This window comes from Bacillus sp. YC2, from assembly GCF_019891195.1.
In the GTDB taxonomy this organism is placed as follows: Bacteria; Bacillota; Bacilli; order Bacillales; family Bacillaceae; genus Bacillus.
The window spans coordinates 169,939-196,734 of the sequence record NZ_JAHXDO010000004.1; the positions used below are offsets into that span (position 1 = coordinate 169,939).

The window sequence follows — 26,796 nt, forward strand, 5'->3', positions numbered from 1 at the left end:
AGCCGCCGCAGTCCAGCACTGCGGTTTCTTTCTGTAATGAAGAAGGTGTACCGAGTGAAATCAGCTTATATTCATATTCCGTTTTGTGAGCATATCTGCCACTACTGCGATTTTAATAAATATTTTATTCAAAGCCAGCCCGTCGATGAGTACTTAAACTCACTCGAGAAGGAAATGATAAATACAATAGAGCGGACGGGACGCCCGAACTTACGCACCATTTTTATTGGCGGAGGCACTCCGACATCCCTGTCTCCGGCCCAGCTGGAAAAACTGATGGAGTCCATTCATCGCGTCCTCGGTCCTTCGTCAGGCCTTATCGAGTTTGCGGCTGAAGCGAACCCGGATGACCTTTCCGCCGAAAAATTAAAGATTCTTAAAAGCGCGGGTGTCAATCGGCTGAGCTTCGGCGTCCAAACGTTTGAAGACGAGCTTTTACAAAAGATCGGCAGGGTGCACAAACAAAAGGATGTTTTTGCTTCCTTTGAAAGGGCGAGGGCGCTCGGTTTTGATAATATCAGCCTGGATTTAATGTTCGGCCTGCCGAACCAGACATTGGCCGACCTTGACAATTCCATCAAAACGGCATTGTCGCTTGACGCTGAGCACTATTCTGTTTATTCGCTCATAGTAGAGCCGAAAACGGTGTTTTATAATTTAATGCAAAAAGGCCGCCTGCATCTGCCGGCCCAAGAGCAGGAAGCCGAAATGTATGAAACGGTGATAAGGCAGATGAACGAAGCCGGTATCCGCCAATATGAAATCAGCAACTTTGCAAAGCCCGGATACGAATCACAGCATAATTTGACGTATTGGAGCAATGAAGATTATTTCGGCTTCGGCGCTGGGGCGCATGGATATATAAACGGCATCCGTACCGTCAACGCCGGCCCTGTGAAACATTACATGCAGCTGATCGAAGAAAAAGGACTGCCTTACCGGGACACACATGAGGTGACGAAAGAAGAGCAAATCGAGGAGGAAATGTTTCTCGGCCTCAGAAAAATGTCAGGCGTGAAGAAGAAAGCATTCCGGGAAAAATTCGGACGCTCTGTAGATGAACTATTCCCTGATGTCCTGAAAGACCTTGCCGAAAAAGGGCTGATCCGGGACACGGAAGAGTCTGTCACATTAACGCATGAGGGCAAATTATTAGGAAATGAGGTTTTTGGCGCTTTTTTGGGTGAGTTATAATTGACATTTTTCTTTTGGTTTGTTACTTTTGTTATAGAATTAGCACTCGCTGACTTAGAGTGCTAACAGGGGTGATGATGATGTTAACAAATCGTCAGCTGTTGATCCTGCAAGTGATTATTAATGATTTTATACAATCAGCACAGCCTGTAGGATCAAGAACTCTTTCAAAAAAAGACGAAATTACATTCAGCTCTGCAACGATTAGAAACGAGATGGCTGACTTGGAGGAATTGGGCTTTATTGAAAAAACCCACTCTTCTTCAGGACGGGTTCCGTCAGAAAAAGGGTACAGATATTATGTCGATCATCTGCTGTCACCCGTCAAGCTGACAAAAACCGACCTAGATTTAATCCACTCGATATTTAAAGAAAAAATCTTCGAGCTGGAAAAAACCGTTCAAAAATCAGCGCAGATCCTGTCCGAACTGACAAACTATACATCCATTGTTCTCGGGCCCACGCTGAGCGAAAATTATCTTAAACAGATTCAAATCGTTCCGATCCAGCCGGATAAAGCGGTTGCCATCCTTGTTACGAATACGGGGCATGTCGAAAACCGCACCATCAGTTTCCCGGCAAAAATGGATCTGTCTGATATTGAAAAACTGGTCAATATATTGAATGAACGATTAGCCGGCGTTCCGATGGATGAGCTGAATGAACGCATTTTTAAAGAGGTTGTCATGTATTTAAGGCAGCACATTGCCAACTATGACAGCATTCTCGAGGCGCTGCGTTCCTCATTTCATCCAGCCGGCCATGTCGAGAAACTGTTTTTCGGCGGAAAAATCAATATGCTGAATCAGCCGGAGTTTCACGATATTGAAAGAGTCCGATCACTTCTGTCTTTAATTGAAAAAGAGCAGGATGTTCTGAAGCTGTTTCAATCGTCAAAAGCGGGCATTTCGATTAAAATCGGGAAAGAAAACGACTACCAGGAAATGGAGAACTGCAGCTTAATTACGGCCACATATACCGTTGATACGAAGCAAATCGGATCAATTGCCATTATCGGACCGACGCGCATGAACTATTCCAGAGTCGTCAGCCTGCTTCAGCACGTGACTTCGGACTTGTCAAAAGCATTGACAAATTTGTATGATGAATAAGGGAATTTTGGCAATGATTTTCAGGAATCCTTTTACATCTTTTGAGGGAGGTGAACACAATGTCAGAAGAAAAACAAACCGCAGAACAGGTTGAAACAGAAGAACAAGAAGAAATGGCAGAACAAGCCGCATCTGAAGAACAGCATGATGAAACGGCTGCTGAAGACGAAGTCCTTCAACAACAAATCGATGAATTGCAAGGTTTGCTTGATGAAAAGGAAAATAAACTTTTGCGTGTTCAAGCAGACTTTGAAAATTATAAACGACGCAACCGCCTTGAAATGGAGGCTGCACAGAAATACCGTTCTCAAAACATCGTGACGGAAATTCTTCCGGCCCTCGACAATTTTGAGCGGGCTTTACAGGTAGACGCCGAAAGCGAGCAGACAAAAAGTTTGCTGCAAGGTATGGAAATGGTCCGCCGCCAGCTGATGGAGGCGCTGAAGAAAGAAGGCGTTGAAGCCATCGAAGCTGTCGGTCAGGAATTTGATCCGAACCTTCACCAAGCCGTAATGCAGGTGGAAGATGAAAACTTCGGCAGCAATATTGTTGTTGAAGAAATGCAAAAAGGCTACAAACTGAAGGATCGCGTTATCCGCCCTTCAATGGTAAAAGTGAATCAATAATTACATAGCAGGAGGTAATTCAAAGTGAGTAAAGTAATCGGAATTGACTTGGGTACGACAAACTCATGCGTGGCAGTGCTTGAAGGCGGCGAGCCTACAGTCATCGCAAACGCTGAAGGAAACCGCACAACTCCGTCAGTCGTTGCGTTTAAAAACGGCGAACGCCAAGTAGGGGAAGTGGCAAAACGCCAATCGATCACAAACCCTAACACAATCATGTCTGTCAAACGCCATATGGGTACTGACTACAAAGTGGAGGTCGAAGGAAAAGACTACACGCCTCAAGAAGTGTCAGCCATCATCCTTCAGCACCTTAAATCATACGCGGAAAGCTATCTTGGCGAAACGGTTTCAAAAGCTGTTATCACAGTTCCTGCATACTTCAACGATGCAGAACGCCAAGCGACAAAAGACGCGGGTAAAATCGCCGGTCTTGAAGTAGAACGTATTATCAACGAGCCGACTGCCGCAGCATTGGCATACGGACTTGATAAAACAGACGAAGACCAAACGATTCTTGTATACGACCTTGGCGGCGGAACGTTCGACGTATCTGTTCTGGAACTTGGCGACGGCGTATTTGAAGTCCGTTCAACTGCCGGCGACAACCGTCTTGGCGGGGACGACTTTGACCAAGTCATCATCGACCATCTCGTAGCTGAATTCAAAAAAGAAAACGGCATCGATCTTTCTAAAGACAAAATGGCGCTTCAGCGTTTAAAAGATGCGGCTGAAAAAGCGAAAAAAGATCTTTCCGGCGTATCATCTACGCAAATTTCTTTACCGTTTATCACAGCGGGAGACGCGGGCCCTCTTCACCTTGAGCTGACGCTGACACGCGCTAAATTCGAAGAGCTTTCCGCTCATCTTGTAGAGCGTACAATGGCTCCGGTCCGTCAAGCGCTTCAAGATGCGGATCTTTCTGCAAGCGAAATCGACAAAGTCATCCTTGTCGGCGGATCTACACGTATCCCTGCCGTACAGGAAGCAATCAAAAAAGAAACAGGTAAAGAAGCACATAAAGGCGTAAACCCTGATGAAGTTGTAGCGCTTGGCGCTGCGATCCAAGGCGGCGTTATTACAGGTGACGTTAAAGATGTTGTTCTTCTTGACGTTACACCGCTTTCTCTCGGTATTGAAACAATGGGCGGCGTGTTCACAAAGCTGATCGACCGCAACACAACAATTCCGACAAGCAAATCTCAAGTGTTCTCAACTGCTGCTGACAATCAAACGGCTGTTGACATTCACGTCCTTCAAGGGGAGCGCCAAATGTCTGCCGACAACAAAACACTCGGCCGCTTCCAGCTTACGGATATCCCGCCGGCACCGCGCGGCGTACCGCAAATTGAAGTTTCTTTCGATATTGACAAAAACGGTATCGTAAACGTAAGAGCGAAAGATTTAGGCACAGGAAAAGAACAAAACATCACAATCAAATCTTCTTCAGGTCTTTCTGATGATGAGATCGAACGCATGGTAAAAGAAGCGGAAGAAAACGCTGACGCTGATGCGAAGAAAAAAGAAGAAATCGAAGTCCGCAACGAAGCTGACCAGCTCGTTTTCCAAACAGAGAAAACGTTAAAAGACCTGGAAGGCAAAGTGGACGAAGAGCAAGTGAAAAAAGCAAACGACGCAAAAGACGCGTTAAAAGCTGCGATCGAGAAAAACGAATTTGAAGACATCAAAGCGAAAAAAGATGAGCTTCAGGCGATCGTTCAAGAGCTTTCTATGAAGCTTTATGAAGAAGCGGCAAAAGCGCAGCAAGCTGAAGGCGCAGCAAACGCTGAAGGCAAAAAAGCGGACGACAACGTTGTCGATGCGGAATACGAAGAAGTAAAAGACGACGAAAATAAAAAATAAGTTTCTTTCTATCTCTGCCCAGGCAGACGGCAGAAAGAACATACAGCATATTCTGATTCAACAGACAGAAAGTCAAAGTCAGGCATCTCTTGGCTTTGACTTTTTTTCTTGCCCGGGATAAAAGGAATTGAAAAAACATAATTCAAAATGATACAATCTAATTTATGTGAGAAATTCGGGAGAGTGAAGCGAGATGAGTAAGCGTGATTACTATGAAGTGCTTGGAGTAAGTAAGAGCGCTTCAAAGGATGAAATCAAAAAAGCCTATCGGAAGCTTTCAAAAAAATATCATCCTGATATCAATAAAGAATCCGGAGCAGATGAAAAATTCAAAGAGGTAAAAGAAGCATACGAAGCGCTCTCAGACGACCAAAAACGCGCGCAATATGACCAATTCGGCCATACAGACCCTAATCAGGGCTTCGGCGGCGGTTTCGGCGGAGGAGGAGATTTCGGCGGCTTCGGTTTTGATGACATCTTCTCAAGCATCTTTGGCGGCGGCACGAGACGCCGGGACCCGAACGCGCCTCGGCAGGGAGCTGATCTGCAGTATACAATGACCCTGTCATTTGAAGATGCGGCTTTCGGGAAAGAGACGATTATTGAAATCCCTCGAGAAGAGAATTGCGAAACATGTAAAGGCTCCGGCGCGAAGCCCGGGACAAAACCGGAAACGTGCTCGCATTGCGGAGGCTCCGGCCAGCTGAATGTTGAACAAAACACGCCGTTTGGCAAAGTTGTCAACAGAAGAGTCTGCCACCATTGTGAAGGCACCGGAAAATTCATTAAAAACAAGTGTGCGGACTGCGGCGGCACGGGCAAAGTGAAAAGACGGAAAAAAATCAATGTTACGATTCCTGCCGGCGTGGACGACGGACAGCAGCTGCGCGTTCCGGGCCAAGGCGAACCCGGCGTAAACGGAGGGCCTGCGGGAGATCTGTTTGTCGTATTCCATGTGCGCGCACATGAGTTTTTCGAGCGGGACGGAGACGATATTTACTGCGAAATGCCGTTAACGTTTGCCCAAGCGGCCCTCGGCGATGAGGTGGAAGTGCCGACGCTTCACGGTAAAGTGAAACTGAAAATTCCAGCCGGCACACAAACGGGAACAAAATTCAGATTAAGAGGCAAGGGCGTGCAGAATGTCCGGGGCTACGGCCAAGGCGATCAGCACATTGTCGTTCGGGTAGTCACTCCGACAAATCTGACAGATAAACAAAAAGACATCATCCGCGATTTTGCTGAAGTCAGCGGCAACCTGCCGGATGAGCAGGAAATGAGTTTCTTTGACAAAGTAAAACGCGCATTTAAAGGCGAGTAATGATTGGATAGGAGTTGGTAGTTTTGAAATGGTCCGAAATCAGCATTCACACAACACATGAAGCGGTCGAACCCATCTCAAATATTTTGCATGAAGCTGGTGCGAGCGGGGTTGTCATCGAAGATCCGCTTGATTTAATAAAAGAACGTGAGAATGTATACGGGGAAATCTACCAGCTCGACCCCAATGATTACCCCGATGAGGGTGTCATTGTCAAAGCGTATTTGCCGATTAACAGTTTTCTCGGCGAAACGGTCGACGGCATTAAAGAAACGATCAATAATCTGCTGCTTTACGATATTGATCTAGGCAGAAACAAAATCACCATTTCTGAAGTCAACGAAGAGGAATGGGCGACGGCGTGGAAAAAGTATTATCACCCTGTGAAAATTTCTGAAAAATTCACGATCGTTCCGACATGGGAAACATATACACCGGTAAATACGGATGAACTGATTATTGAAATGGACCCGGGAATGGCGTTTGGCACGGGGACGCATCCGACAACCGTACTTTGCATACAGGCGCTGGAACGGATTGTCCGAAAAGGCGACCGTGTCATTGATGTCGGCACGGGTTCTGGAATTTTAAGCATTGCCGCTGCTATGCTTGAGGCTGAATCGGTTCATGCGTATGATCTTGATCCGGTTGCTGTCGAAAGCGCGCGCCTGAATGTGAAATTGAACAAAGTGAGCGAAACGGCCGAAGTGAAGCAGAACAATCTTTTGGACGGCATCACAGGCGAGCATGATGTCATTGTCGCAAATATTTTAGCGGAAGTGATTCTCCGCTTTACGTCCCAGGCGTACGGCCTGCTGAAAGACGGCGGCCATTTCATTACGTCCGGCATTATCGGTCAGAAAAAACAGGAAGTAAAAGATGCGTTGGAAAAAGCCGGCTTTACAATCACGGAAATTCTGTCAATGGAAGATTGGGTCAGCATCATCGCGAAAAAATAACAGTTAGTAGGTGTCACAGCGTATGCAACGATATTTTATCGAGCTCACGAAGCAGGAGATGAACGAAGCTCCCGAATTCCGAATAACAGGCGAAGATGTTCATCACATTGCCAACGTCATGAGGATGAATGCCGGTGACCGGATTATCTGCTGCTCAAAGGACGGCCATGAAGCGTTATGTGAGCTCCAAGCTGTTTCTAAAGAACACATATCATGTCTTGTGTCTGAATGGACGGGGGGAAATCGTGAGCTGCCGGTAAAGGTTCTGATAGCCAGCGGTCTTCCGAAAGGTGATAAGCTTGAATGGATTATCCAAAAAGGGACCGAGCTCGGCGCGAGCATGTTTATTCCTTTTCAGGGCGCCCGATCCGTCGTTAAGCTGGACGACAAAAAAGCAAAGAAAAAGCGGGAGAGATGGACGAAAATCGCGAAGGAAGCGGCCGAACAGTCGTACCGAAATGAAATTCCCGGTGTGAAAACCGTTCATACGTTCCGGCAGCTGCTTGAGATGGCAGAGAATGTCGATAAATGTGTCGTTGCATACGAAGAGTCATCAAAGCAAGGAGAATCGAGCGCTTTTGCTGCGGTGCTGCAAAACCTGCCGCATGGTTCGTCGCTTTTAATCGTATTCGGCCCTGAAGGCGGTTTAACTGAATCTGAAGCACAGCAGCTTTCAGAAAAAGGCGCCGTCTTATGCGGACTCGGACCGAGAATTTTACGGACTGAAACTGCGCCCCTTTACGCGTTAAGCGCAGTTTCTTATCATACAGAGTTATTAAGAGGTGATCAGTAATGGCAACTGTTGCTTTTCATACCCTTGGCTGCAAGGTCAACCATTATGAAACAGAAGCAATATGGCAGCTGTTTAAAGAAGCGGGTTATGAACGAAAAGAATTCGAACAGACAGCAGATGTATATGTCATTAATACATGTACTGTGACAAACACAGGAGATAAAAAAAGCCGCCAAGTCATCAGACGGGCCATTCGGCAAAATCCTGACGGCGTGATCTGCGTGACGGGGTGCTACGCTCAAACGTCTCCGGCCGAAATTATGGCCATTCCGGGCGTTGACATCGTCGTCGGCACACAGGACCGTGAAAAAATGCTCGGCTACATAGAGCAGTACAGAGAAGAGCGCCAGCCGATTAACGGCGTCGGCAACATTATGAAAGCGCGCGTGTTTGAAGAGCTGGACGTTCCCGCTTTTACAGACCGGACAAGAGCGTCATTGAAAATCCAGGAGGGATGTAACAACTTCTGTACGTTCTGCATCATCCCTTGGGCGCGCGGCCTGCTTCGTTCCCGCGATCCTGAAGAAGTCATTAAACAGGCACAGCAGCTGGTGGATGCCGGTTACAAAGAGATCGTTCTGACGGGAATTCATACGGGCGGCTACGGCGAGGATATGAAAGATTACAATTTTGCAAAGCTTCTCCGTGAATTGGATACCCGAGTAGAGGGCTTAAAACGAATCAGAATTTCATCTATTGAAGCAAGTCAAATCACTGATGAAGTGATTGAGGTGCTGGATGCTTCTGATAAAATTGTCCGCCATCTCCATATTCCGATCCAGTCAGGCTCAAACACCGTTCTGAAACGGATGAGACGCAAATATACGATGGAATTTTTCGCGGACCGCTTAAATAAGCTGAAAGAAGCACTGCCGGGCCTTGCTGTCACATCTGACGTCATCGTCGGCTTCCCGGGTGAAACGGAAGAAGAATTTATGGAAACGTATCAGTTCATCAAAGAACATAAGTTTTCTGAGCTTCATGTGTTCCCTTACAGCAAACGCACCGGAACACCTGCGGCCAGAATGGATGACCAGGTTGATGAAACCGTAAAAAATGAACGGGTTCACAAGCTGATCGCGCTTTCTGACCAGCTTGCCAAAGAATACGCTTCTGATTACGAAGGAGAGGTTCTTGAGATCATTCCTGAAGAAGTGTTTAAAGAGTCCGATGAAGACGGCATGTTTGTCGGCTATACGGACAATTATATGAAAGTCGTCTTTAAAGGGACGGAAGACATGATCGGCAAACTCGTCAAAGTTAAAATCCAAAAAGCGGGCTATCCGTACAATGCAGGGCAGTTTGTCCGGATTGTTGAGGAAGAACCGACACAGAAAATGCGCATGTCTTCATAATATTTCTGAAAAAATAAAACCGATGCTCCCTGTGCATCGGTTTTTTATTGTTTAGAAGGAATAAGCCTGTCAATAAACCGGTAAAACAGATCAGTGAACGGTAAAAACAACAGGGCGGTGACGACATTGAATAAAAGGCTGAAATGGGCAATCATTTGAGCTGGTTCGCTTGACAGCCGTTCCGCGATGCCTGCTGACGCTGACAGAAAAGGAAATACGAGGAGCACACCGAGGACATTAAACAAAACGTGGGCGCCGGCAGTCTGTCTGGCGGCATAACCGCCTGAAACAGCAGCCATGACGGCCGTGATGCATGTCCCGATATTAGATCCCAGAACGACGCTGACCGCCTGTTCAATACCGATCACCCCTTCGTTCATAAAGCTCATTAAAATGCCGATGCATACCGAGCTTGAATGAATGATTGCCGTCAATATCATGCCGATAAAAAGAGCGGACCAATTTGAATCATTTACATGCCGCAACACCTCCGCGCCTGCTTTCATTTCTGTCAGCGGAACGGCAAGGCGGCTGAAGCACGTGATGCAAAAAAAGATAATACTCAGGCCCAGAAAGCTTGTTCCGAGCTGTTTGAACGGATATTTCCGAATGAGCAAAAACAATAAGCCGCCGATGAAAAGCACCCAGATGAGCACATCCATCTTAATGGCCAAAAACTGCGTCGTAAATGTTGAGCCGACATTCGTTCCGAGAATCATCGGAATCGTCCGCTTAAAAGTCAAAGCGCCAGCGCTCACAAATCCGATAACAATGACCATAAAGGCGGAGCTGCTCTGAAGCAGACCGGTAAACACGATGCTGATAAGAAAAGCTTTCAAAGGGTGGTCAGTAAACAGAAGCAGGCTCTTCTCAATTTTAGAATACGTTAAAGATATCAGCCCTTGCCTGAGCAGGCTCATTCCGGCTAAAAAAACCAAGATAAGTGCGGCAAAGCAGATCAGTATCAGCAAACGAAACACCCCTTTCCATCATTATATAGACAAGCAGCGCCATTCATGACGGAAAAGTGAATTCACTTAGTTGACCTGACTGATGGCTTATATTATAATGTCAAAGTACATGTTTATATGTGTATCTTTTTAAAGGTAGTCGATTGGTGTATTCGGAGGGAGGGAAAGAGAATGTCAAAAACGGTCGTTAGAAAAAACGAATCGCTTGAAGATGCTCTTCGTCGCTTCAAACGCAGTGTATCAAAGACAGGTACTTTGCAAGAAGCAAGAAAGCGCGAATTTTATGAAAAACCTAGCGTAAAGCGCAAGAAAAAGTCTGAAGCTGCTAGAAAACGCAAATTCTAAAAGAGGGTGGATTTATGAGTCTTCTTGAGCGACTTAACCAGGATATGAAGCTGTATATGAAAAGCCGTGAGAAAGACAAACTGACTGTCGTTCGAATGGTGAAAGCTTCACTTCAAAACGAAGCAATTAAGCTTAAGAAAGACAGTTTGACCGAGGATGAGGAACTTACTGTCCTATCTCGTGAACTTAAGCAACGTAAAGACTCCCTCCATGAATTTTCAAACGCTAATCGTTTAGATTTAGTAGATAAAGTTCAAAAAGAGCTGGACATTTTAGAAGTTTATTTACCGAAGCAGCTTTCTGAAGAAGAGCTGCAGACAATCGTAAATGAAACCATCGCTGAAGTCGGTGCGAGCTCTAAAGCGGACATGGGCAAAGTGATGAGTGCTATTATGCCTAAAGTAAAAGGTAAAGCTGACGGAAGTGTAATTAACAGACTTGTCAGCAGTCAATTGTCTTAATTGGCAAAGAAAAAGACATCTTTCCTAGAGAGATGTCTTTTTTTATACATAAAAAAATGAAACTTAAGTACATTTGTTACGTATATAAAGAAGAACGAAAAGGGAAGGAGGGTATATCGGCCTTGTTCCGAAAAAAAACCGGAATTGCTGTTGCTCTATTGGTCCTATTTGTATTATCTTTATTAGGGGTTCAGTTGAACGCAAAAGCTGATCATCCAGAGGTTTATGTCATCCCGGTTGAGAAAAATGTCGAAAAGGGGCTTGCTTCGTTCTTATCGCGTTCTTTCAAGGAGGCGAAAGAAGCCGGAGCGTCACACATTATTCTTGATATTAATACGCCGGGCGGCGCCGTTCAATCTGCCTTAAACATTGCAGATGTTATAAATAGCGCGGATGTGCCTGTTACCGCTTACGTAAATAAACGGGCGCTTTCCGCAGGCGCGTATATTGCGCTGCAAGCAGACGATATTTATATGGCTCCGGGAGGAAAGATAGGGGCTGCTGCCATTATTGACGGGAAAGGCAACGCCGCTGATCAAAAAGCCCAATCACTGTGGCATGCGGAAATGGAAGACGCAGCCGTTAAGAACAGCCGGAATCCGAAATATGCGCTGGCAATGGCAGACCCTGCAATAGATGCGAAGGAAGCGGGAGCCCCAAAAGGGAAACTGCTGACGCTGAATGCTGAAAAAGCTGAGGAAGTCGGTTATTCGGAAGGCACCGTGCCAAACCTTGACGCATTGTATAAAAAGCTCGGATTTGAAAAAGCCGATGTTCTGCACGCTCAAGAAGGCTTCGTCGACAAAATGGGCAGATGGCTGACAAACCCGTTTGTTGTACCTGTCTTATTAACCTTAGCTTTTCTAGGCTTGACCATTGAACTGTTCTCTCCGGGTGTCGGTATACCGGGTGCCGTCGGATTTACGGCTTTGCTGCTGTTTTTCTTCGGACATCTGGCCGCCGGTTTTGCAGGCTATGACAGCGTATTCCTGTTTGTCGCAGGTTTGGTTTTTATCCTATTAGAAATCTTTCTGCCCGGAGGCATTATCGGTCTCCTCGGAATCATAGGCGTGATCACAAGCCTTTTTCTCGCAGCAGGCAGCTTTACAGTAATGGCGGTTTCTCTCTTGATCGCCGCGGCTGTTTCCATTACAGCCTTTATCATATTAACAAGGGTGTTGGGAAAACGGATGAAATTCTTTAAGAAATTTATATTGACTGATTCTACAAGCACAGAGAGCGGTTATGTTTCAAATCAAAACCGGACAGAGCTATTGGGCAAGGTCGGCGTGACCGCTACCGCCCTCAGACCGTCAGGCACCGTCATTATTGACGATGAACGCCTTGATGTCGTTTCAGAAGGCTCGTTCACTGAAAAAGACAAGCAAGTAAAAGTGGTGAAAGTGGAAGGCTCGCGCATCGTCGTGAGAGAAATATAGATAAACCTTGAGGAGGAATTAGATGGAACTGTCAAGCTTGGCGATTTTAGCATTAGTCGCAGCCGCAATTATTGTGTTAGCCGTGTTCTTCACCTTTGTACCAGTGATGCTCTGGATCTCGGCGCTTGCGGCGGGAGTCAAAATCAGCATTTTCACTTTAATCGGAATGAGGCTTCGCCGCGTTATTCCAAGCCGCGTTGTAAACCCGTTAATTAAAGCACATAAAGCGGGCATTGCCGCTTCAACAAATCAGCTTGAGAGCCACTACCTGGCCGGAGGTAATGTCGACAGGGTCGTCAATGCCTTGATTGCGGCACAGCGCGCCAACATTGAACTGACATTTGAACGCTGCGCTGCCATTGACCTGGCTGGACGGGACGTATTAGAAGCCGTTCAAATGAGCGTAAATCCAAAGGTTATTGAAACACCGTTTATCGCAGGTGTCGCCATGGACGGAATTGAAGTCAAAGCGAAAGCCAGAATTACGGTGAGAGCCAATATCGACCGCCTCGTCGGCGGAGCCGGCGAAGAAACAATCGTCGCCCGTGTCGGGGAAGGGATTGTATCAACGATCGGTTCATCAGCCAATCATAAAAAAGTGCTGGAAAACCCTGATATGATCTCGCAAACCGTATTGGGAAAAGGATTGGACTCAGGCACTGCATTTGAAATTCTTTCAATCGATATCGCTGACGTTGATATCGGCAAAAACATCGGAGCGATTCTTCAGACAGACCAAGCGGAAGCAGACAAAAACATTGCACAGGCAAAAGCGGAAGAACGCCGCGCTATGGCTGTGGCACAAGAGCAGGAAATGCGCGCCCGCGTAGAGGAAATGCGTGCCAAAGTAGTGGAAGCAGAAGCGGAAGTGCCGCTTGCGATGGCTGAAGCATTGCGTGAAGGAAATATCGGCGTCATGGATTACATGAATATTAAAAATATCGATGCCGATACAGGCATGAGGGATTCAATCGGCAAGCTGACAAATGACCAGCAAGATGAAGACCATCAATCCTAACCTCTCTTATAAGGAGGGAGCCGTTATATGCAGGAGATTCTGACTAACCCGCTCGTTATTGCTGCCGTCATCGGCATTATATCGGCGATATTCGGCAAAAAAAGCAAAGATGAGAAACAGGGCGCCAAAAAACGGCCTGCGCCGCAGGCTCAAAAACAGCCTGCCGAACAGCAGCCGGCTGACCAGCATAAACCGGAAGAAGTCCCTGTCGTTTCAGAACAAAACCCATTTGAACAAAAAAGACGGGAAGCTGAAAAAAGACTTTCGGAAACAAAGCAGACGTTCAAAGGGCTTGAACGCGAGCTCACCGCCGTACGAGGCAGGAACGCGTCCCTAAAGAAAAATGTCCTTAAAGTAAATAAAGACACCGCGGTGCAAGGCATCATTTTCGGAGAAGTTTTCGGCCCGCCCCGCGCAAAAAAACCGCACCATACCATGCGGAGCATCCGTAAAAATTAAAGTGTTAGAACCCCTTTTCAAATCATACATATGAGATGAAAGGGGGTTCTTTTTTTATGGGGCAAAGAAAGAATCGTGTAAAGGCGTGGCTGACAAGAGCATTGGAAATTCCCCCGGACGTTATGATGGATCTGCCTCGTATTACGATGGTCGGCAGACTTCATATCTACATAGAGAATCACAGAGGCCTCTTACTGTTCAGCGAGGAAGAAGTAAGACTGATGCTGAAGCAGGGGCAATGTATCATATCAGGAAAAAACCTGGTTATTAAGGCAATCCTTCCTGAAGAAATTTTACTGGAAGGCACGATAGATCACGTTCGATATGTCGACTCATAAAGCCGAGGGGGAAATGATGTGAAAAATAAATGGCTGTCTTTTTTTTCGGGTAAAGTCCAGCTGCAAGTCAAAGGAAAAGGGATCGAACGGCTGCTGAATGAATGCACAAGAAATAATATCTCACTTTATGCGGTGAAAAAAAAGCAAGACTATGTCCTGCTTATGATTCAGCTTCAGGATGTACATGCCTTCAGGAGGGTCATCAGAAATCATGAATGCAAAGCAAGTTTCACAAAACGAAAAGGGCTTCCCTTTCTGCTTCTCAAATCAAAACTGAATATGGGATTTACCGCGGGATTTGCGGTTTTTTTCATTATATTATTCCTTTTATCAAACATGGTCTGGAAAGTTGATATTAAAGGGGCCAAGCCTGAAACTGAACACCAGATGATGAAGCACCTTGAAGAGATCGGTGTGAAAAAGGGCCGTCTGCAATTTTTAATGATGACACCGGAAAAAATTCAAAAATCGTTAACAAACGGAATTGAAAATATAACGTGGGTCGGGGTGGAATTAAACGGCACATCCCTTCATATGAAAGTTGTCGAAAAAAATGAGCCGACAAAAGAAAAGTACATCAGCCCGCGCCATATCGTAGCCAAAAAGAAAGCGATTATTACAAGAATGTTTGTTCAAAAGGGACAGCCGATGGCCTTTGTGAACGATCATGTTGCGAAGGGGCAGCTGCTTGTCTCAGGCTTGATCGGAAGTGAAGATCACCAGCAAAAAGTCGCTTCAAAAGCAGAAATTTACGGAGAAACGTGGTACAAGTCACAAGTAACTGTGCCTCTTGAAACATCATTTACGGTATATACGGGTAAAGTAAGGACGAAGCACAAGCTGGCTTTCGGATCTTGGGCCGTGCCTTTTTGGGGGTTAACTTTTAAGGAGGAGCCGCTGAAAAATCCGAAAACAGAGCAAGAAAAGCATCCATTTCAATTTCTGGGGCTGAAGCTTCCGATTTCTTATGTAAAAGAGCAAACGAGGGAAAGCGAAACTTCGGTAAGGACCTATACGAAAGAACAGGCGGTCAAAGCGGGAATTAAAATGGGCAAACAGGATGTAGAGAAACAATTAGGCGACAGCGGAGAGGTGAAAAATGAAAAAGTTTTGCACCAATCCGTTGAGAATGGTAAAGTAAAGTTGATTATTCTCTACCAAGTTATAGAAGATATCGTTCAAACCACACCTATTGTTCAGGGAGACTAAAGAATGGCAGAACATTTACTTGCGATTAATCACAAACTGAAAAGCCCGGACGAAGCACTTTCATTGTTCGGCAGCCAAGATTCCTTTTTGAAGCTCATGGAAAAGGATCTGGGTGTAAGCATCATCACACGCGGTGAAACCGTATACGTTTCCGGCAATGATGAGTCTTTTCAAATTGCCGACAGGTTATTGGGATCGCTCCTTGCTTTAATTCGCAAGGGGATAGAAATTTCGGAACGTGATGTGCTGTACGCCGTGAAAATGGCAAAAAAAGATAAACTTGACTATTTTGAAAGCATGTATGAAGAAGAAATTACGAAAACGGCAAAAGGCAAACCGATCCGTGTCAAAACCATCGGGCAGAGAGAATATGTTGCGGCGATGAAAAAAAATGATATGGTGTTCGGCATCGGGCCCGCGGGAACCGGTAAAACATATTTGGCCGTCGTAAAAGCGGTACATGCCTTAAAAAACGGCCTCATTAAAAAAATCATTTTAACGAGACCCGCTGTCGAAGCCGGTGAGAGCCTTGGATTTTTGCCCGGAGATTTAAAGGAAAAAGTAGATCCTTACCTGCGCCCGCTGTATGACGCGCTTCATGATGTACTGGGAAGCGACCATACGGAACGTCTTTTAGAAAGAGGGGTCATTGAAATTGCCCCGCTTGCTTACATGAGAGGGCGGACGCTTGACGACGCGTACGTGATTCTTGACGAAGCCCAGAACACCACCCCTGCTCAAATGAAAATGTTTTTGACGAGATTGGGTTTTGGCTCTAAAATGATCATTACGGGCGACGTAAGCCAAATTGACCTGCCGAAAGGCGTCACATCGGGACTTGCAGTAGCGAAGGATATGCTGAAGAATATAAACGGCATTTCCGTGATTGAACTTGACCAGACAGACGTGGTCAGGCATCCGCTTGTTGCGAAAATTATTGAAGCTTATGATAAGCAAAAGTAATGCTAAAATGACCCGATCTCCCGTTATCGGGTCATTTTTATGATGTGTTGATGTTTCAGGGAGGAGGTTCTTGTTTTGAAAAAGAAGGGAAAGAGCAAAAGCGGCCGAAAACAGTTCCGCCGTTTCAGGCATGCCCGTTCGGCCCACGTGCTGTTGTATTTGCTGCTGTTAGCGATTATGTTTGGCTTGCTCTTTATTCATGTAAAACCTGAATCACTTAATTTGGATTTGTTCTCAGTCAGTGACAAGACCATCTACGCGCCTGCAACAGTGGAAGACCAGCAGGCAACGGAAGCGAAAAAGCAGGCGGCCGAAGACGCTGTGGAGGACCAATACACACTGAAAAAAGGCTATACCGACAACCGTCTTGACCTCATCACGTCTATTTTCGACAGCATCAGCGAAGTGAAACAAGGTGCTGAAAAAGAAAAAAAAGCGCCTTCGGAAAAATCCTTGGTGAAGTCGGTAAAAAATAAGCTGACTCAAGATGTGAATGAATCCATTTCAGAAGGCACTATTAAAGCGCTTCTTCACGCGAACAATGAAGATTTCTCATTTGTAAGGGATTCCGTCATTACTGCGGTGAATACGGTGATGAGCAGTGAGATACCGTCCGAAAAATTAGCGGAAGCGAAGGAAAAAGTCGCAAAAGAACTGAAAAGCGCTTCCGTACCGTCAAAGTATTTGTCAGCGGCAACTGAAATCGGAAAATATGCGGTCATCCCGAATTACGTATTTGATCCGAAAGCGACCGATGCAAAGCGTCAGGAAGCGTCTGACAGTGTCCAGCCGGTGCAAATCAAACAAGGACAGGTACTTGTTGAGGAGAATGACCTGATCGACCGGGAAGTATACAGAAAGCTTGAATTAACGGGGCTGTTAAACAATTCGAATCTGTTAAAGCCTATCACCGGTCTGTTATTGATGATCGGGCTGTTCATTGCTACGCTTGTCTACTATTTTGAGAAACAGCAGCAGGAACTTAAGCTGAAAAATAAATCACTTTTGTTATTTTCTATTATTACAACGCTGATTCTTGTCATAATGGAAGTCGTCAGCCTGTTTCAAAAAATCGAATATACGAATATCGGTTATCTTGTTCCGATCGCCGCCGGCGCCATATTATTCAGGCTGCTGCTTAATGAAAGGCTCGCTATTTTAGGAAGCATCATTTTGGCGATTTGCGGCAGTATGATGTTTAATCAGGGCGTGACGGGAACGTTTAATTATGTAATCGGTATTTACTATTTAATCAGCAGCATTTCAGGCATTCTGTTTTTAGGAAAACAAAATGCAAGATCTAAAATTTTACAGGCCGGTCTGTTCGTATCGTTTATTAATATGATTATCGTGCTCTCGCTTTTATTAATACAAAATACGGCGCTGTCCCCTGTTGAAATCGGAACGTTAATGCTGATGGGAGTCGTGTCGGGTCTGGCTGCATCGGTTTTGATTATCGGTCTTATGCCGTTTTTTGAAACGGGATTCGGCATTTTGTCGACGATGAGGCTGATTGAGCTGTCAAATCCGAACCATCCGCTGCTTCGTAAGATTTTAACGGAAACACCTGGTACATATCATCACAGCGTCATGGTCGCGAATCTGTCGGAAGCCGCCTGTGAAGCTGTAGGGGCAAACGGTCTGCTGGCACGGGTGGGGGCGTACTATCATGATCTTGGCAAAACGAAACGCCCGCAATATTTCATTGAAAATCAAATGAATATGGATAACCCGCATGATAAGCTGTCACCGCAGCTCAGTAAAAATATTATCATCGCCCATACGACAGACGGCGCGAACATGCTCAGAAGCTATAAGTTTCCGCAAGAACTTGTGGATATCGCAGAGCAGCATCACGGGACGTCCCTTTTAAAATTCTTTTATTATAAAGCGAAGGAAAAGGGCGACCAGATTACAGAAGAAGAGTTCCGTTACCCGGGGCCGAAACCGCAATCAAAAGAGGCTGCCATTATTTCAGTGGCCGACAGCGTCGAGGCTGCCGTCCGTTCAATGCACAATCCAAATCCCGAGCGCATCGAGAAGCTTGTGAGGGGCATTATATCCGATAAGCTTCAGGACGGGCAGTTCTCGGAATGTGATTTGACCTTCCGAGAGCTGGATACGATCGCTAAAACGCTCTGTGCAACATTAAAAGGAATTTTCCACTCCCGGATTGAATATCCGGAGGCTACGAAGAAGGTGAAATAAAATGGGTTTACTGATAGATATCGTTGATGAAACAAACAGCGTCTCAGCCGACTCGCTGAAAGAAGTTGAAAAGCTGCTCCAATTTGCGGCGGAAAAAGAAGGAGTTCAGGATCAGGCTGAGGTCTCAGTGACAATTGTCTCTAATGAGGAGATCAGAGAAATCAATAAAGAATACAGGGGAAAGGACACCCCGACGGACGTCATTTCCTTTGCTCTTGAAGAAGAAGGGGAAGATGAAATCGAAATAGTGGGCGCCGAAATGCCGCCTGTTTTAGGAGATATCATTATCAGCGCTGACCGAACGAAAGAGCAGGCTAAAGAGTACGGCCACTCCTTTATGAGGGAACTCGGTTTTCTCTCTGTCCACGGCTTTTTGCATTTGCTTGGTTATGATCATATGACTAAGGAAGACGAAGAAGAAATGTTTTCAAAGCAAAAGGATTTGCTGGATGAGTATGGACTCACGAGATCATAAAAATGAGTGGAGCCGGTTTATAAAGAGCTTTGTCCACGCATGGAGGGGGATCCGGAAGACGGCGCGGTCGGAGCGGAATTTTCAATTTCACATCGCCGCAGCCTGCGCCGTCATCCTTTGCGGCTTCCTCATCGGGCTCAGCTCGGCTGAATGGGCCGTTGTTTTGATGCTGATCGGCGGTATGCTTTCTCTGGAGCTGGTGAATACAGCTATAGAACATCTTGTTGATTTAGTAACGGATCAGTATCATCCGCTCGCAAAAGCGGCAAAGGACGCGGCAGCCGGAGCTGTTTGCGTATTTGCCGTCATTTCGTGTATCATTGGTTTACTCATCTTTTTGCCGAAGTTGTTTTAGCAGAAGATTCTTACAATTATTTTACATTACCAAAAATGGGCGTGAAAAACCAATAACAATTATGTAAAATAAAAGTGACAGCGGTATCATACAGGATAAAGGTAAGAGAGGAACATGTACACATGAACAGACAAGAACTTATTGCAGAGGCATTAAAAGCACGGGACACAGCGTATGTACCGTATTCAAATTTCAGAGTCGGAGCCGCTCTTCTTACCAAAGACGGAAAAGTGTACAGAGGCTGCAACATTGAAAATGCGGCATACAGCATGTGCAACTGTGCTGAACGCACCGCTTTATTCAAAGCTGTTTCTGAAGGAGATACGGAATTCAGCATGCTGGCCGTAGCAGCGGAAACACCGGGGCCGGTGTCACCGTGCGGAGCTTGCAGACAAGTAATTTCCGAGCTCTGCTCAAAGGATATGCTCGTGGTTCTGACCAACTTACAAGGACAAATAAAAGAAATGACTGCAGAAGAATTATTGCCAGGCGCATTTTCATCGGAGGATTTACATGACGAACGAAAGCTTTAAATCAGGATTTGTATCTATCATCGGAAGACCTAACGTAGGAAAGTCCACCTTTTTAAACCGGGTCATCGGACAAAAAATCGCCATTATGAGCGACAAACCCCAGACGACAAGAAATAAAGTGCAAGGGGTGCTGACAACAGGCACATCACAAACCATTTTTATCGATACACCCGGTATTCACAAGCCGAAGCACAAGCTTGGCGACTTTATGATGAAAGTGGCGCAAAACACGCTGAAGGAAGTTGACTTGGTGTTATTTATGATTAACGCCGAAGAAGGATACGGAAAAGGCGACGAGTTTATTATCGAAAAGCTCCGTCAAACATCTACGCCCGTATTTTTAATCGTAAACAAAATCGATAAAATCCATCCTGATCAGCTGCTGCTTTTAATTGATGAGTACCGCACGCGTTATCCGTTTAAGGAAATAGTGCCGATTTCAGCATTGGAAGGCAATAACGTTGAAACGCTGCTCGCGCAGATTGAAGCGTATTTACCGGAAGGCCCTCAGTTTTATCCGAGTGACCAGGTGACAGACCATCCTGAGCGATTTATTATTTCTGAATTGATCAGAGAAAAGGTGCTTCACCTCACAAGGGAAGAAATCCCGCACAGCATCGCAGTGAGCATCGAGTCCATTAAGGCGCAGGAAAACGGTTCTGTCCATGTTGCAGCTACCATTGTGGTTGAGCGCGATTCCCAAAAAGGAATCGTCATCGGGAAAAAAGGAAGCCTCTTAAAAGAAGTCGGCAAAAGGGCAAGAGCCGATATCGAAGCGCTGTTAGGTTCACGCGTGTACTTGGAATTGTGGGTAAAGGTTCAAAAGGACTGGCGGAATAAAATGTCCCAGCTGCGTGATTTCGGTTTTAAAGAGGATGAATATTAAGATTTCAGCGCATGCCTGATGTGTGATTACCTCACAAGAAAAGGGATACGTTAGCAAAATTTGTTTAACATGAAAAGGGGGACACCAGGTCAAGATAAGGGTAAGAATTTGGATTGGCAAGCTAGTTTAATTATGAAAGGTGGGTTTTTTGTGTTGAATTTTACCTGGAACGTATTTTCTCAAACAGGAAGTGTTGATACGTACCTTCTTTTTAAAGAACTGGAAAAAGAGAACCTGGAAAGACCCGAAGAACCGGAAGATGAGCTAGCCCGAATTGATTTTCCAATTTTGTAAACCTCTTGGCCCCTCCATTAGTGGAAGGTGCGGAAATGCTGACAAAATGTGAAGGAATCGTGATCCGTACGAATGATTACGGAGAAACGAATAAGATTGTGACATTGCTGACAAGGGAACACGGCAAAATCGGCGTCATGGCAAGAGGCGCCAAGAAAACAAACAGCCGGTTATCAGCAGTCAGCCAGCCGTTTTTGTACGGGTCATTTTTAATGCAAAAAACATCCGGACTCGGCACGCTCCAGCAAGGTGAAATGATTCTCAGCATGAGAACGATCAGAGAAGACTTATTTTTAACGGCATATGCTGCCTTTATTGCTGAACTCGCCGACAAAGGAACCGAAGAAAAGAAACCGAACCCTTATTTATTCGAATTAATTCTCGAATCCTTTAAGAGGCTGAATGAAGGAACGGACCCGGATGTGATCACTTTCATCGTTCAGATGAAAATGCTCGGCGTCATGGGGCTGTATCCCGAGCTGAATCATTGTGTCCACTGCAAAAGTCAGGACGGAACGTTTCATTTTTCTGTCAGGGATAACGGGTTTATCTGCCACCGCTGCTTTGAAAAGGATCCGTACAAAATTCCCATTTCGCCGCAAACGGCAAGGCTTTTAAGGCTGTTTTATTACTTTGACATCGGACGCCTCGGCAGCGTATCCTTGAAACAGGAAACAAAAAATGAATTAAAACGAGTCATTGACCTGTATTATGAAGAATATTCAGGGCTCTATTTAAAGTCAAAACGGTTTTTAGACCAAATGGAAAGCATGAAAAACCTTTTGGGTGAAAACAAAAGTTGACATTCTGCCCATCTTTTTATATGATCATTTATTATAAAATATGTTGCAGTGACAGAAAGAAGTACTTGCGTCCAACTCATAAAAGCGACCTTAGGACAGTGTGAGCTAAGGATGAGCGCGCAACGAAAGGCATTCTTGAGCAACCCTTTAAAAAGAGGCTGAGCGATGAACATCCTCAGCAACTAGGGTGGAACCGCGGGAGAACTCTCGTCCCTATGTTTGCGGCTGGCAAGCATAGAGACGGGAGTTTTTTGATTGCGGCCGCACGTGTAAAAGAATGAGAAAGTGGAGGTGCTTGAAATGAACATTCAAGATATGATATTAACCCTGCAAAAGCATTGGTCCAATGAAGGCTGTGTTCTCATGCAGGCATATGATGTGGAGAAAGGCGCAGGCACAATGAGCCCGTATACATTTTTACGCAGCATCGGGCCTGAGCCGTGGAAGGTGGCTTACGTTGAACCGTCCAGACGGCCTGCAGACGGCCGCTACGGAGAAAATCCAAACAGGCTTTATCAGCATCACCAATTTCAGGTGATCATCAAGCCGTCCCCTGATAACATTCAGGAGCTTTATCTTGATTCATTGCGCGCTCTCGGCATTGATCCGCTCGAGCACGATATTCGATTCGTAGAGGATAACTGGGAAAACCCGTCTCTAGGCTGTGCCGGTCTCGGCTGGGAAGTATGGCTGGACGGAATGGAAATCACGCAGTTTACATATTTCCAGCAGGTGGGCGGAATAGAGTGTAAACCGGTTTCTGTCGAGATCACGTACGGAATTGAACGCCTTGCTTCTTATATTCAGGATAAAGAAAATGTCTTTGATCTGGAATGGACGTCAGGATTTACGGTTAAAGATTTATTTATGATGGCTGAATATGAACATTCCGTTTACACATTTGAAACGTCCGATGTGGAAATGCTTTTCCATTTATTCAGCACATATGAAAAAGAAGCGATCAGACAAATGGAGAACGGACTTGTGCATCCAGCCTATGATTATGTGCTGAAATGCTCACACACGTTCAATTTGCTTGATGCAAAGGGCGCTATTTCGGTGACGGAGCGTACGGGTTATATCGGCCGTGTCCGCAACTTGGCGAGAAAAGTAGCAAGAACGTATTATGAGGAACGGGAAAAACTAGGGTTCCCAATGCTTAAAGAGGAGGGCTCTTCTCATGAGTAAACAAGATTTGCTTTTAGAGATCGGATTAGAAGAAATGCCTGCGCGTTTTTTACATGACAGCATGGTGCAGCTCGGTGAAAAGCTGACAAATTGGCTGGCGGAAAAAAATATTGCTCACGGCGAAGTAAAACTTTTTAATACTCCGAGACGTCTAGCTGTATATATAAAAGATGTCGCAGAAAAACAGGCTGATATTCAAGAAGAAGCAAAAGGCCCAGCTAAAAAAATCGCACTTGACGCAGACGGAAACTGGACAAAAGCGGCCATCGGCTTTTCTAAAGGCCAAGGCGCCGGTGTGGATGATCTGTACATGAAAGACGTAAACGGCACAGAATACGTCTTCGTTCAGAAATTCCAGGCGGGACAAGAAACGAAATCACTTTTACCGCAATTAGAAAACTTGATTACAAGTATGCATTTTCCGAAAAACATGCGCTGGGGAAATCAAGACTTGCGTTATATTCGCCCGATTAAATGGATGATCGCCCTCTTCGGGAAAGAAGTCATTCCGTTTGCAATTGCAAATATTGAAACCGGAAGAAAGACACAAGGGCATCGCTTCCTCGGTCAAGAAGTATCTATTGATACGCCGTCTGCATATGAAGAGCAGCTGAAGGAGCAGCATGTCATCGCAGACCCCGAAGCCCGGAAACATATGATTCAAAGGCAGCTTGACTCAATTGCATCGGAAAACAAGTGGAATATTCCGATTGATGAGGACCTGCTTAACGAAGTCAATCATCTTGTGGAATACCCGACGGCACTTTACGGCTCTTTTGAAACGGAATTTCTTTCTATTCCCGAAGAAGTGCTTGTGACAACAATGAAAGAGCATCAGCGCTATTTCCCGGTAAAAGACGGGAACGGTGAGCTGCTGCCTCATTTCATTACGGTAAGAAACGGGGACAGCCATGCGATTGAAAACGTCGCGCGCGGAAACGAAAAGGTGCTGAGAGCAAGACTTTCTGACGCCTCATTCTTCTATAAAGAAGACCAAAAACTGAACATTGATGAAAATGTGAAGAAGCTGGAAAACATTGTTTTCCACGAAGAGCTTGGTTCCCTTGCGGATAAAGTAAGAAGAGTGACTGCCATAGCAGGCAAACTTGCCGTTCGTCTTAAAGCTGATGAACAAACGCAAAAGCTTGTTAAGCGCGCCGCGGAAATTTCTAAATTTGACCTTGTCACACACATGATTTACGAATTTCCAGAGCTTCAAGGCGTAATGGGAGAGAAATACGCCCGCATGCTCGGTGAAGATGAGGCAGTGGCTTCTGCGGTAAATGAGCATTATATGCCGAGATCAGCCGGAGGGGCAGTGCCGTCAACATTTACAGGGGCAGTTGTCGCGTTAGCGGATAAGCTCGATACGATCGCTTCCTTCTTTAAGATCGGCGTCATTCCGACGGGTTCTCAGGACCCTTACGGCTTGCGCCGCCAGGCAAGCGGAATCGTTTCGATCCTTATAGACCGAAACTGGGGCATTTCGTTCAAAGAGCTTTTAACGTTCACAGAAACGGAAAAAGAAAATGAACTCCTCGACTTCTTTACACAGCGTCTGAAATACGTCTTAAACGCTGAAGAGATCCGCCATGACGTAATTGAAGCCATTCTGGACAGCACAGAGCTTGAGCCGTATTCAGCCGTCCATAAAGCGCGAGTGCTGGAGAAGCAGCTCGGAGCTCCGGGCTTTAAAGAAACGGCTGAATCACTCGGCCGGGTCATCTCGATCAGCAAAAAAGGAGAAAGCCGTGAAATCAAACCGGACCTGTTTGAAAATGAACAGGAACAAAAGCTGTTTGACGCCTATCAAAAAGCGAAGGACAGCGTCGGGGAGAGTTTCGGCTCCAAAGACTATGAAAAGGCTCTCGCCGCCCTCAGCGCCCTGAAAGAGCCGATTGAAGAATACTTTAATCACACGATGGTAAATGCGGATAACGAAGCATTAAAAACCAACCGTTTAGCGCAAATGGCTTCACTTGCAGATGTAATCAAGTCTTTTGCTAATATGAATCATCTTATTGTAAAATAAAGAGAAGGAAAAGACGGTTGCTGTGTAATCGGCAATCGTCTTTTCCCCTTTACATAACATCAAAGATTTTAAATCATAGATATTGAAAACCTTCCATAAAGGTGGTGAGTACGATCGAATTAAATAAACGGCAAGAACAAATTTTACAGATTGTAAAGGAAAACGGCCCAATTACCGGGGAGCATATTGCAGACCAGCTCAATTTAACGAGGGCCACGCTGCGCCCAGACTTGGCCATACTCACCATGTCAGGCTTTTTAGAGGCTCGTCCGCGAGTCGGTTATTTTTATACGGGAAAAACAGGCAATCAGCTGCTTGCGGATAAACTGAAAAAGCTGCAAGTAAAAGATTTTCAATCTATCCCCGTCGTCATCCATGAAAATGTTTCGGTATACGATGCCATCTGCACCATGTTTTTAGAAGATGTCGGCACGTTATTTGTCGTGGATCGTGATGCTGTCTTAGTCGGTGTGCTGTCACGCAAAGATTTGCTGCGGGCGAGCATCGGCCAGCAGGAACTTGCCTCAATACCTGTTCATATCATTATGACAAGAATGCCGAATATCGCCGTGTGCAGGCGCGATGATTATGTGATGGACATCGCAAAGTATTTAATTGAAAAACAGATCGATGCGCTGCCGGTTATTAAAGAAACGGAAAAAGGCTTTGAAGTCATCGGCCGGTTTACAAAAACGAATATGACGAAGATACTCGTCAGTTTATCAGAAAATGAAATCATATAAGCTTAAAACTAACGGGGGGATAACATGGACAATCGCATCATTTATGTAGTATCAGACTCAGTCGGAGAAACGGCCGAACTCGTGGTAAAGGCTTCGCTCAGCCAGTTTAACGGTTCCGCCGATGATACGCATATCAGAAGAATTCCTTATGTTGAAGATATCGGTACAATTAATGAAGTGGTGTCTCTCGCCAAAGCGGACGGCGGTATTATTTGTTTCACACTTGTCGTTCCTGAGATTCGGGAATATTTAGTTGCTGAAGCTGAAAAAGCCAATGTTCTGTATTACGATATTATCGGCCCGCTTATTGATAAAATGGAAACAGCCTACGGCCTGACGGCAAAATATGAACCCGGCCGCGTCCGCCAGCTTGATGAAGATTATTTCAAGAAGGTGGAGGCCATCGAGTTTGCGGTCAAATATGATGACGGCAGAGACCCGAGGGGCATTTTAAAAGCCGATATCATCCTGCTCGGTGTATCCAGAACGTCTAAAACCCCATTATCTCAATATCTTGCCCATAAGCGGCTGAAGGTGGCCAATGTTCCGATCGTTCCTGAGGTCGACCCGCCGGAAGAGCTGTTCAGCGTTGATCCTAAAAAGTGCATCGGCTTAAAGATCAGCCCTGATAAACTGAACCATATTCGAAAAGAACGGTTAAAATCTCTCGGCTTAAACGACAAAGCCATTTACGCCAACATTAACAGAATTAAAGAAGAGCTGGAGTACTTTGAGAAAATTGTAGACCGAATCGGGTGTCAAGTCGTTGACGTTTCGAATAAAGCGGTTGAGGAAACAGCTAATATCATTCACCATCTGAAAACAAAGGGCCGATAACTCAGGACGCTTTATC

The 26,796-nt window shown here is 45.5% G+C and carries 27 protein-coding genes and 1 pseudogene; 27 read left to right on the plus strand and 1 reads right to left on the minus strand.

Annotation, left to right across the window (positions count from 1 at the left end):
* Positions 1 to 54: 54 nt before the first annotated feature.
* From hemW to mtaB, 8 genes are all read left to right on the plus strand, one after another.
* Complete coding sequence (gene hemW, locus KY305_RS09155; RefSeq protein ID WP_223062261.1) at positions 55 to 1,194, plus strand: radical SAM family heme chaperone HemW; 1,140 nt, start codon at positions 55 to 57, stop codon at positions 1,192 to 1,194.
* A gap of 80 nt (positions 1,195 to 1,274) precedes the next feature.
* Positions 1,275 to 2,306, plus strand: coding sequence for a heat-inducible transcriptional repressor HrcA (gene hrcA, locus KY305_RS09160; RefSeq protein WP_223062262.1), 1,032 nt, complete (start codon positions 1,275 to 1,277; stop codon positions 2,304 to 2,306).
* Positions 2,307 to 2,365: 59 nt separating this feature from the next.
* The gene (gene grpE, locus KY305_RS09165) at positions 2,366 to 2,932 is read left to right on the plus strand and encodes a nucleotide exchange factor GrpE (RefSeq protein WP_223062263.1); all 567 of its coding nucleotides are present in this window, start codon (positions 2,366 to 2,368) and stop codon (positions 2,930 to 2,932) included.
* Positions 2,933 to 2,956: 24 nt separating this feature from the next.
* Positions 2,957 to 4,795 (plus strand): molecular chaperone DnaK, encoded by a 1,839-nt coding sequence (dnaK, locus tag KY305_RS09170; RefSeq protein ID WP_223062264.1) that lies wholly within the window; start codon positions 2,957 to 2,959, stop codon positions 4,793 to 4,795.
* A 193-nt stretch (positions 4,796 to 4,988) separates the two neighbouring features.
* Positions 4,989 to 6,116 (plus strand): molecular chaperone DnaJ, encoded by a 1,128-nt coding sequence (gene dnaJ, locus KY305_RS09175; RefSeq protein ID WP_061521897.1) that lies wholly within the window; start codon positions 4,989 to 4,991, stop codon positions 6,114 to 6,116.
* 23 nt (positions 6,117 to 6,139) lie between these two features.
* A complete protein-coding gene (gene prmA, locus KY305_RS09180; RefSeq protein WP_223062265.1) occupies positions 6,140 to 7,075 on the plus strand; it encodes a 50S ribosomal protein L11 methyltransferase in 936 nt (311 codons plus the stop codon).
* Between the two features lie 22 nt (positions 7,076 to 7,097).
* Positions 7,098 to 7,868 carry a 16S rRNA (uracil(1498)-N(3))-methyltransferase gene (locus KY305_RS09185; RefSeq protein ID WP_223062266.1) on the plus strand — a complete coding sequence of 257 codons (771 nt, stop codon included), beginning with the start codon at positions 7,098 to 7,100 and terminating at the stop codon, positions 7,866 to 7,868.
* The gene (mtaB, locus tag KY305_RS09190; RefSeq protein ID WP_223062267.1) at positions 7,868 to 9,223 is read left to right on the plus strand and encodes a tRNA (N(6)-L-threonylcarbamoyladenosine(37)-C(2))-methylthiotransferase MtaB; all 1,356 of its coding nucleotides are present in this window, start codon (positions 7,868 to 7,870) and stop codon (positions 9,221 to 9,223) included. The genes KY305_RS09185 and mtaB overlap by 1 nt, the downstream gene beginning before the upstream one ends.
* A 44-nt stretch (positions 9,224 to 9,267) precedes the next feature.
* Here mtaB and KY305_RS09195 read toward each other — a convergent pair whose 3' ends face one another.
* Complete coding sequence (locus KY305_RS09195) at positions 9,268 to 10,194, minus strand: Na/Pi symporter (protein WP_223062268.1); 927 nt, start codon at positions 10,192 to 10,194, stop codon at positions 9,268 to 9,270.
* 171 nt (positions 10,195 to 10,365) lie between these two features.
* Between KY305_RS09195 and rpsU the strand changes: the two genes are divergently transcribed.
* From rpsU to KY305_RS09290, 19 genes and pseudogenes are all read left to right on the plus strand, one after another.
* Positions 10,366 to 10,539, plus strand: a complete 174-nt coding sequence (gene rpsU, locus KY305_RS09200; RefSeq protein WP_003152957.1) for a 30S ribosomal protein S21 — start codon at positions 10,366 to 10,368, stop codon at positions 10,537 to 10,539.
* Positions 10,540 to 10,553: 14 nt separating this feature from the next.
* Positions 10,554 to 11,000, plus strand: a complete 447-nt coding sequence (locus tag KY305_RS09205; protein ID WP_007408278.1) for a GatB/YqeY domain-containing protein — start codon at positions 10,554 to 10,556, stop codon at positions 10,998 to 11,000.
* A 122-nt stretch (positions 11,001 to 11,122) separates the two neighbouring features.
* Positions 11,123 to 12,439 carry an NfeD family protein gene (locus KY305_RS09210; RefSeq protein WP_223062269.1) on the plus strand — a complete coding sequence of 439 codons (1,317 nt, stop codon included), beginning with the start codon at positions 11,123 to 11,125 and terminating at the stop codon, positions 12,437 to 12,439.
* A 22-nt stretch (positions 12,440 to 12,461) separates the two neighbouring features.
* Positions 12,462 to 13,457 (plus strand): flotillin-like protein FloA, encoded by a 996-nt coding sequence (floA, locus tag KY305_RS09215; RefSeq protein WP_223062270.1) that lies wholly within the window; start codon positions 12,462 to 12,464, stop codon positions 13,455 to 13,457.
* Between the two features lie 27 nt (positions 13,458 to 13,484).
* The gene (locus KY305_RS09220; protein ID WP_223062271.1) at positions 13,485 to 13,916 is read left to right on the plus strand and encodes a hypothetical protein; all 432 of its coding nucleotides are present in this window, start codon (positions 13,485 to 13,487) and stop codon (positions 13,914 to 13,916) included.
* Positions 13,917 to 13,972: 56 nt separating this feature from the next.
* Positions 13,973 to 14,254 carry a sporulation protein YqfC gene (yqfC, locus tag KY305_RS09225; protein ID WP_003152966.1) on the plus strand — a complete coding sequence of 94 codons (282 nt, stop codon included), beginning with the start codon at positions 13,973 to 13,975 and terminating at the stop codon, positions 14,252 to 14,254.
* 18 nt (positions 14,255 to 14,272) lie between these two features.
* Positions 14,273 to 15,503 (plus strand): annotated as a pseudogene (gene yqfD / locus KY305_RS09230) (sporulation protein YqfD).
* Positions 15,467 to 16,426, plus strand: a complete 960-nt coding sequence (locus KY305_RS09235) for a PhoH family protein (RefSeq protein ID WP_214798346.1) — start codon at positions 15,467 to 15,469, stop codon at positions 16,424 to 16,426. Before yqfD ends, KY305_RS09235 begins: the two are co-directional and overlap by 37 nt.
* Before the next feature lie 75 nt (positions 16,427 to 16,501).
* Entirely contained in the window at positions 16,502 to 18,634 is a 2,133-nt protein-coding gene (locus KY305_RS09240; RefSeq protein WP_223062273.1) for an HD family phosphohydrolase, read from the plus strand.
* 1 nt (position 18,635) lies between these two features.
* Positions 18,636 to 19,109: an rRNA maturation RNase YbeY gene (gene ybeY / locus KY305_RS09245; RefSeq protein WP_223062274.1), complete on the plus strand. Its 474-nt coding sequence runs from the start codon at positions 18,636 to 18,638 to the stop codon at positions 19,107 to 19,109.
* Positions 19,090 to 19,464, plus strand: coding sequence for a diacylglycerol kinase family protein (locus KY305_RS09250; RefSeq protein WP_214798944.1), 375 nt, complete (start codon positions 19,090 to 19,092; stop codon positions 19,462 to 19,464). Before ybeY ends, KY305_RS09250 begins: the two co-directional genes overlap by 20 nt.
* 122 nt (positions 19,465 to 19,586) lie before the next feature.
* Positions 19,587 to 19,997 (plus strand): cytidine deaminase, encoded by a 411-nt coding sequence (locus KY305_RS09255; protein WP_223062275.1) that lies wholly within the window; start codon positions 19,587 to 19,589, stop codon positions 19,995 to 19,997.
* A complete protein-coding gene (gene era / locus KY305_RS09260) occupies positions 19,978 to 20,883 on the plus strand; it encodes a GTPase Era (RefSeq protein ID WP_214798356.1) in 906 nt (301 codons plus the stop codon). Before KY305_RS09255 ends, era begins: the two co-directional genes overlap by 20 nt.
* 150 nt (positions 20,884 to 21,033) lie before the next feature.
* The gene (locus KY305_RS09265) at positions 21,034 to 21,177 is read left to right on the plus strand and encodes a YqzL family protein (protein ID WP_007408286.1); all 144 of its coding nucleotides are present in this window, start codon (positions 21,034 to 21,036) and stop codon (positions 21,175 to 21,177) included.
* Positions 21,178 to 21,212: 35 nt separating this feature from the next.
* Positions 21,213 to 21,980: a DNA repair protein RecO gene (gene recO, locus KY305_RS09270; RefSeq protein ID WP_223062276.1), complete on the plus strand. Its 768-nt coding sequence runs from the start codon at positions 21,213 to 21,215 to the stop codon at positions 21,978 to 21,980.
* Between the two features lie 300 nt (positions 21,981 to 22,280).
* Positions 22,281 to 23,168 (plus strand): glycine--tRNA ligase subunit alpha, encoded by an 888-nt coding sequence (gene glyQ, locus KY305_RS09275; RefSeq protein ID WP_214798363.1) that lies wholly within the window; start codon positions 22,281 to 22,283, stop codon positions 23,166 to 23,168.
* Positions 23,161 to 25,200 carry a glycine--tRNA ligase subunit beta gene (gene glyS / locus KY305_RS09280; RefSeq protein ID WP_223062277.1) on the plus strand — a complete coding sequence of 680 codons (2,040 nt, stop codon included), beginning with the start codon at positions 23,161 to 23,163 and terminating at the stop codon, positions 25,198 to 25,200. Before glyQ ends, glyS begins: the two co-directional genes overlap by 8 nt.
* 104 nt (positions 25,201 to 25,304) lie before the next feature.
* Positions 25,305 to 25,943, plus strand: a complete 639-nt coding sequence (gene ccpN, locus KY305_RS09285; protein ID WP_223062278.1) for a transcriptional regulator CcpN — start codon at positions 25,305 to 25,307, stop codon at positions 25,941 to 25,943.
* Between the two features lie 24 nt (positions 25,944 to 25,967).
* Positions 25,968 to 26,780, plus strand: coding sequence for a pyruvate, water dikinase regulatory protein (locus tag KY305_RS09290; RefSeq protein ID WP_061527536.1), 813 nt, complete (start codon positions 25,968 to 25,970; stop codon positions 26,778 to 26,780).
* The last annotated feature ends 16 nt before the right edge of the window (positions 26,781 to 26,796 follow it).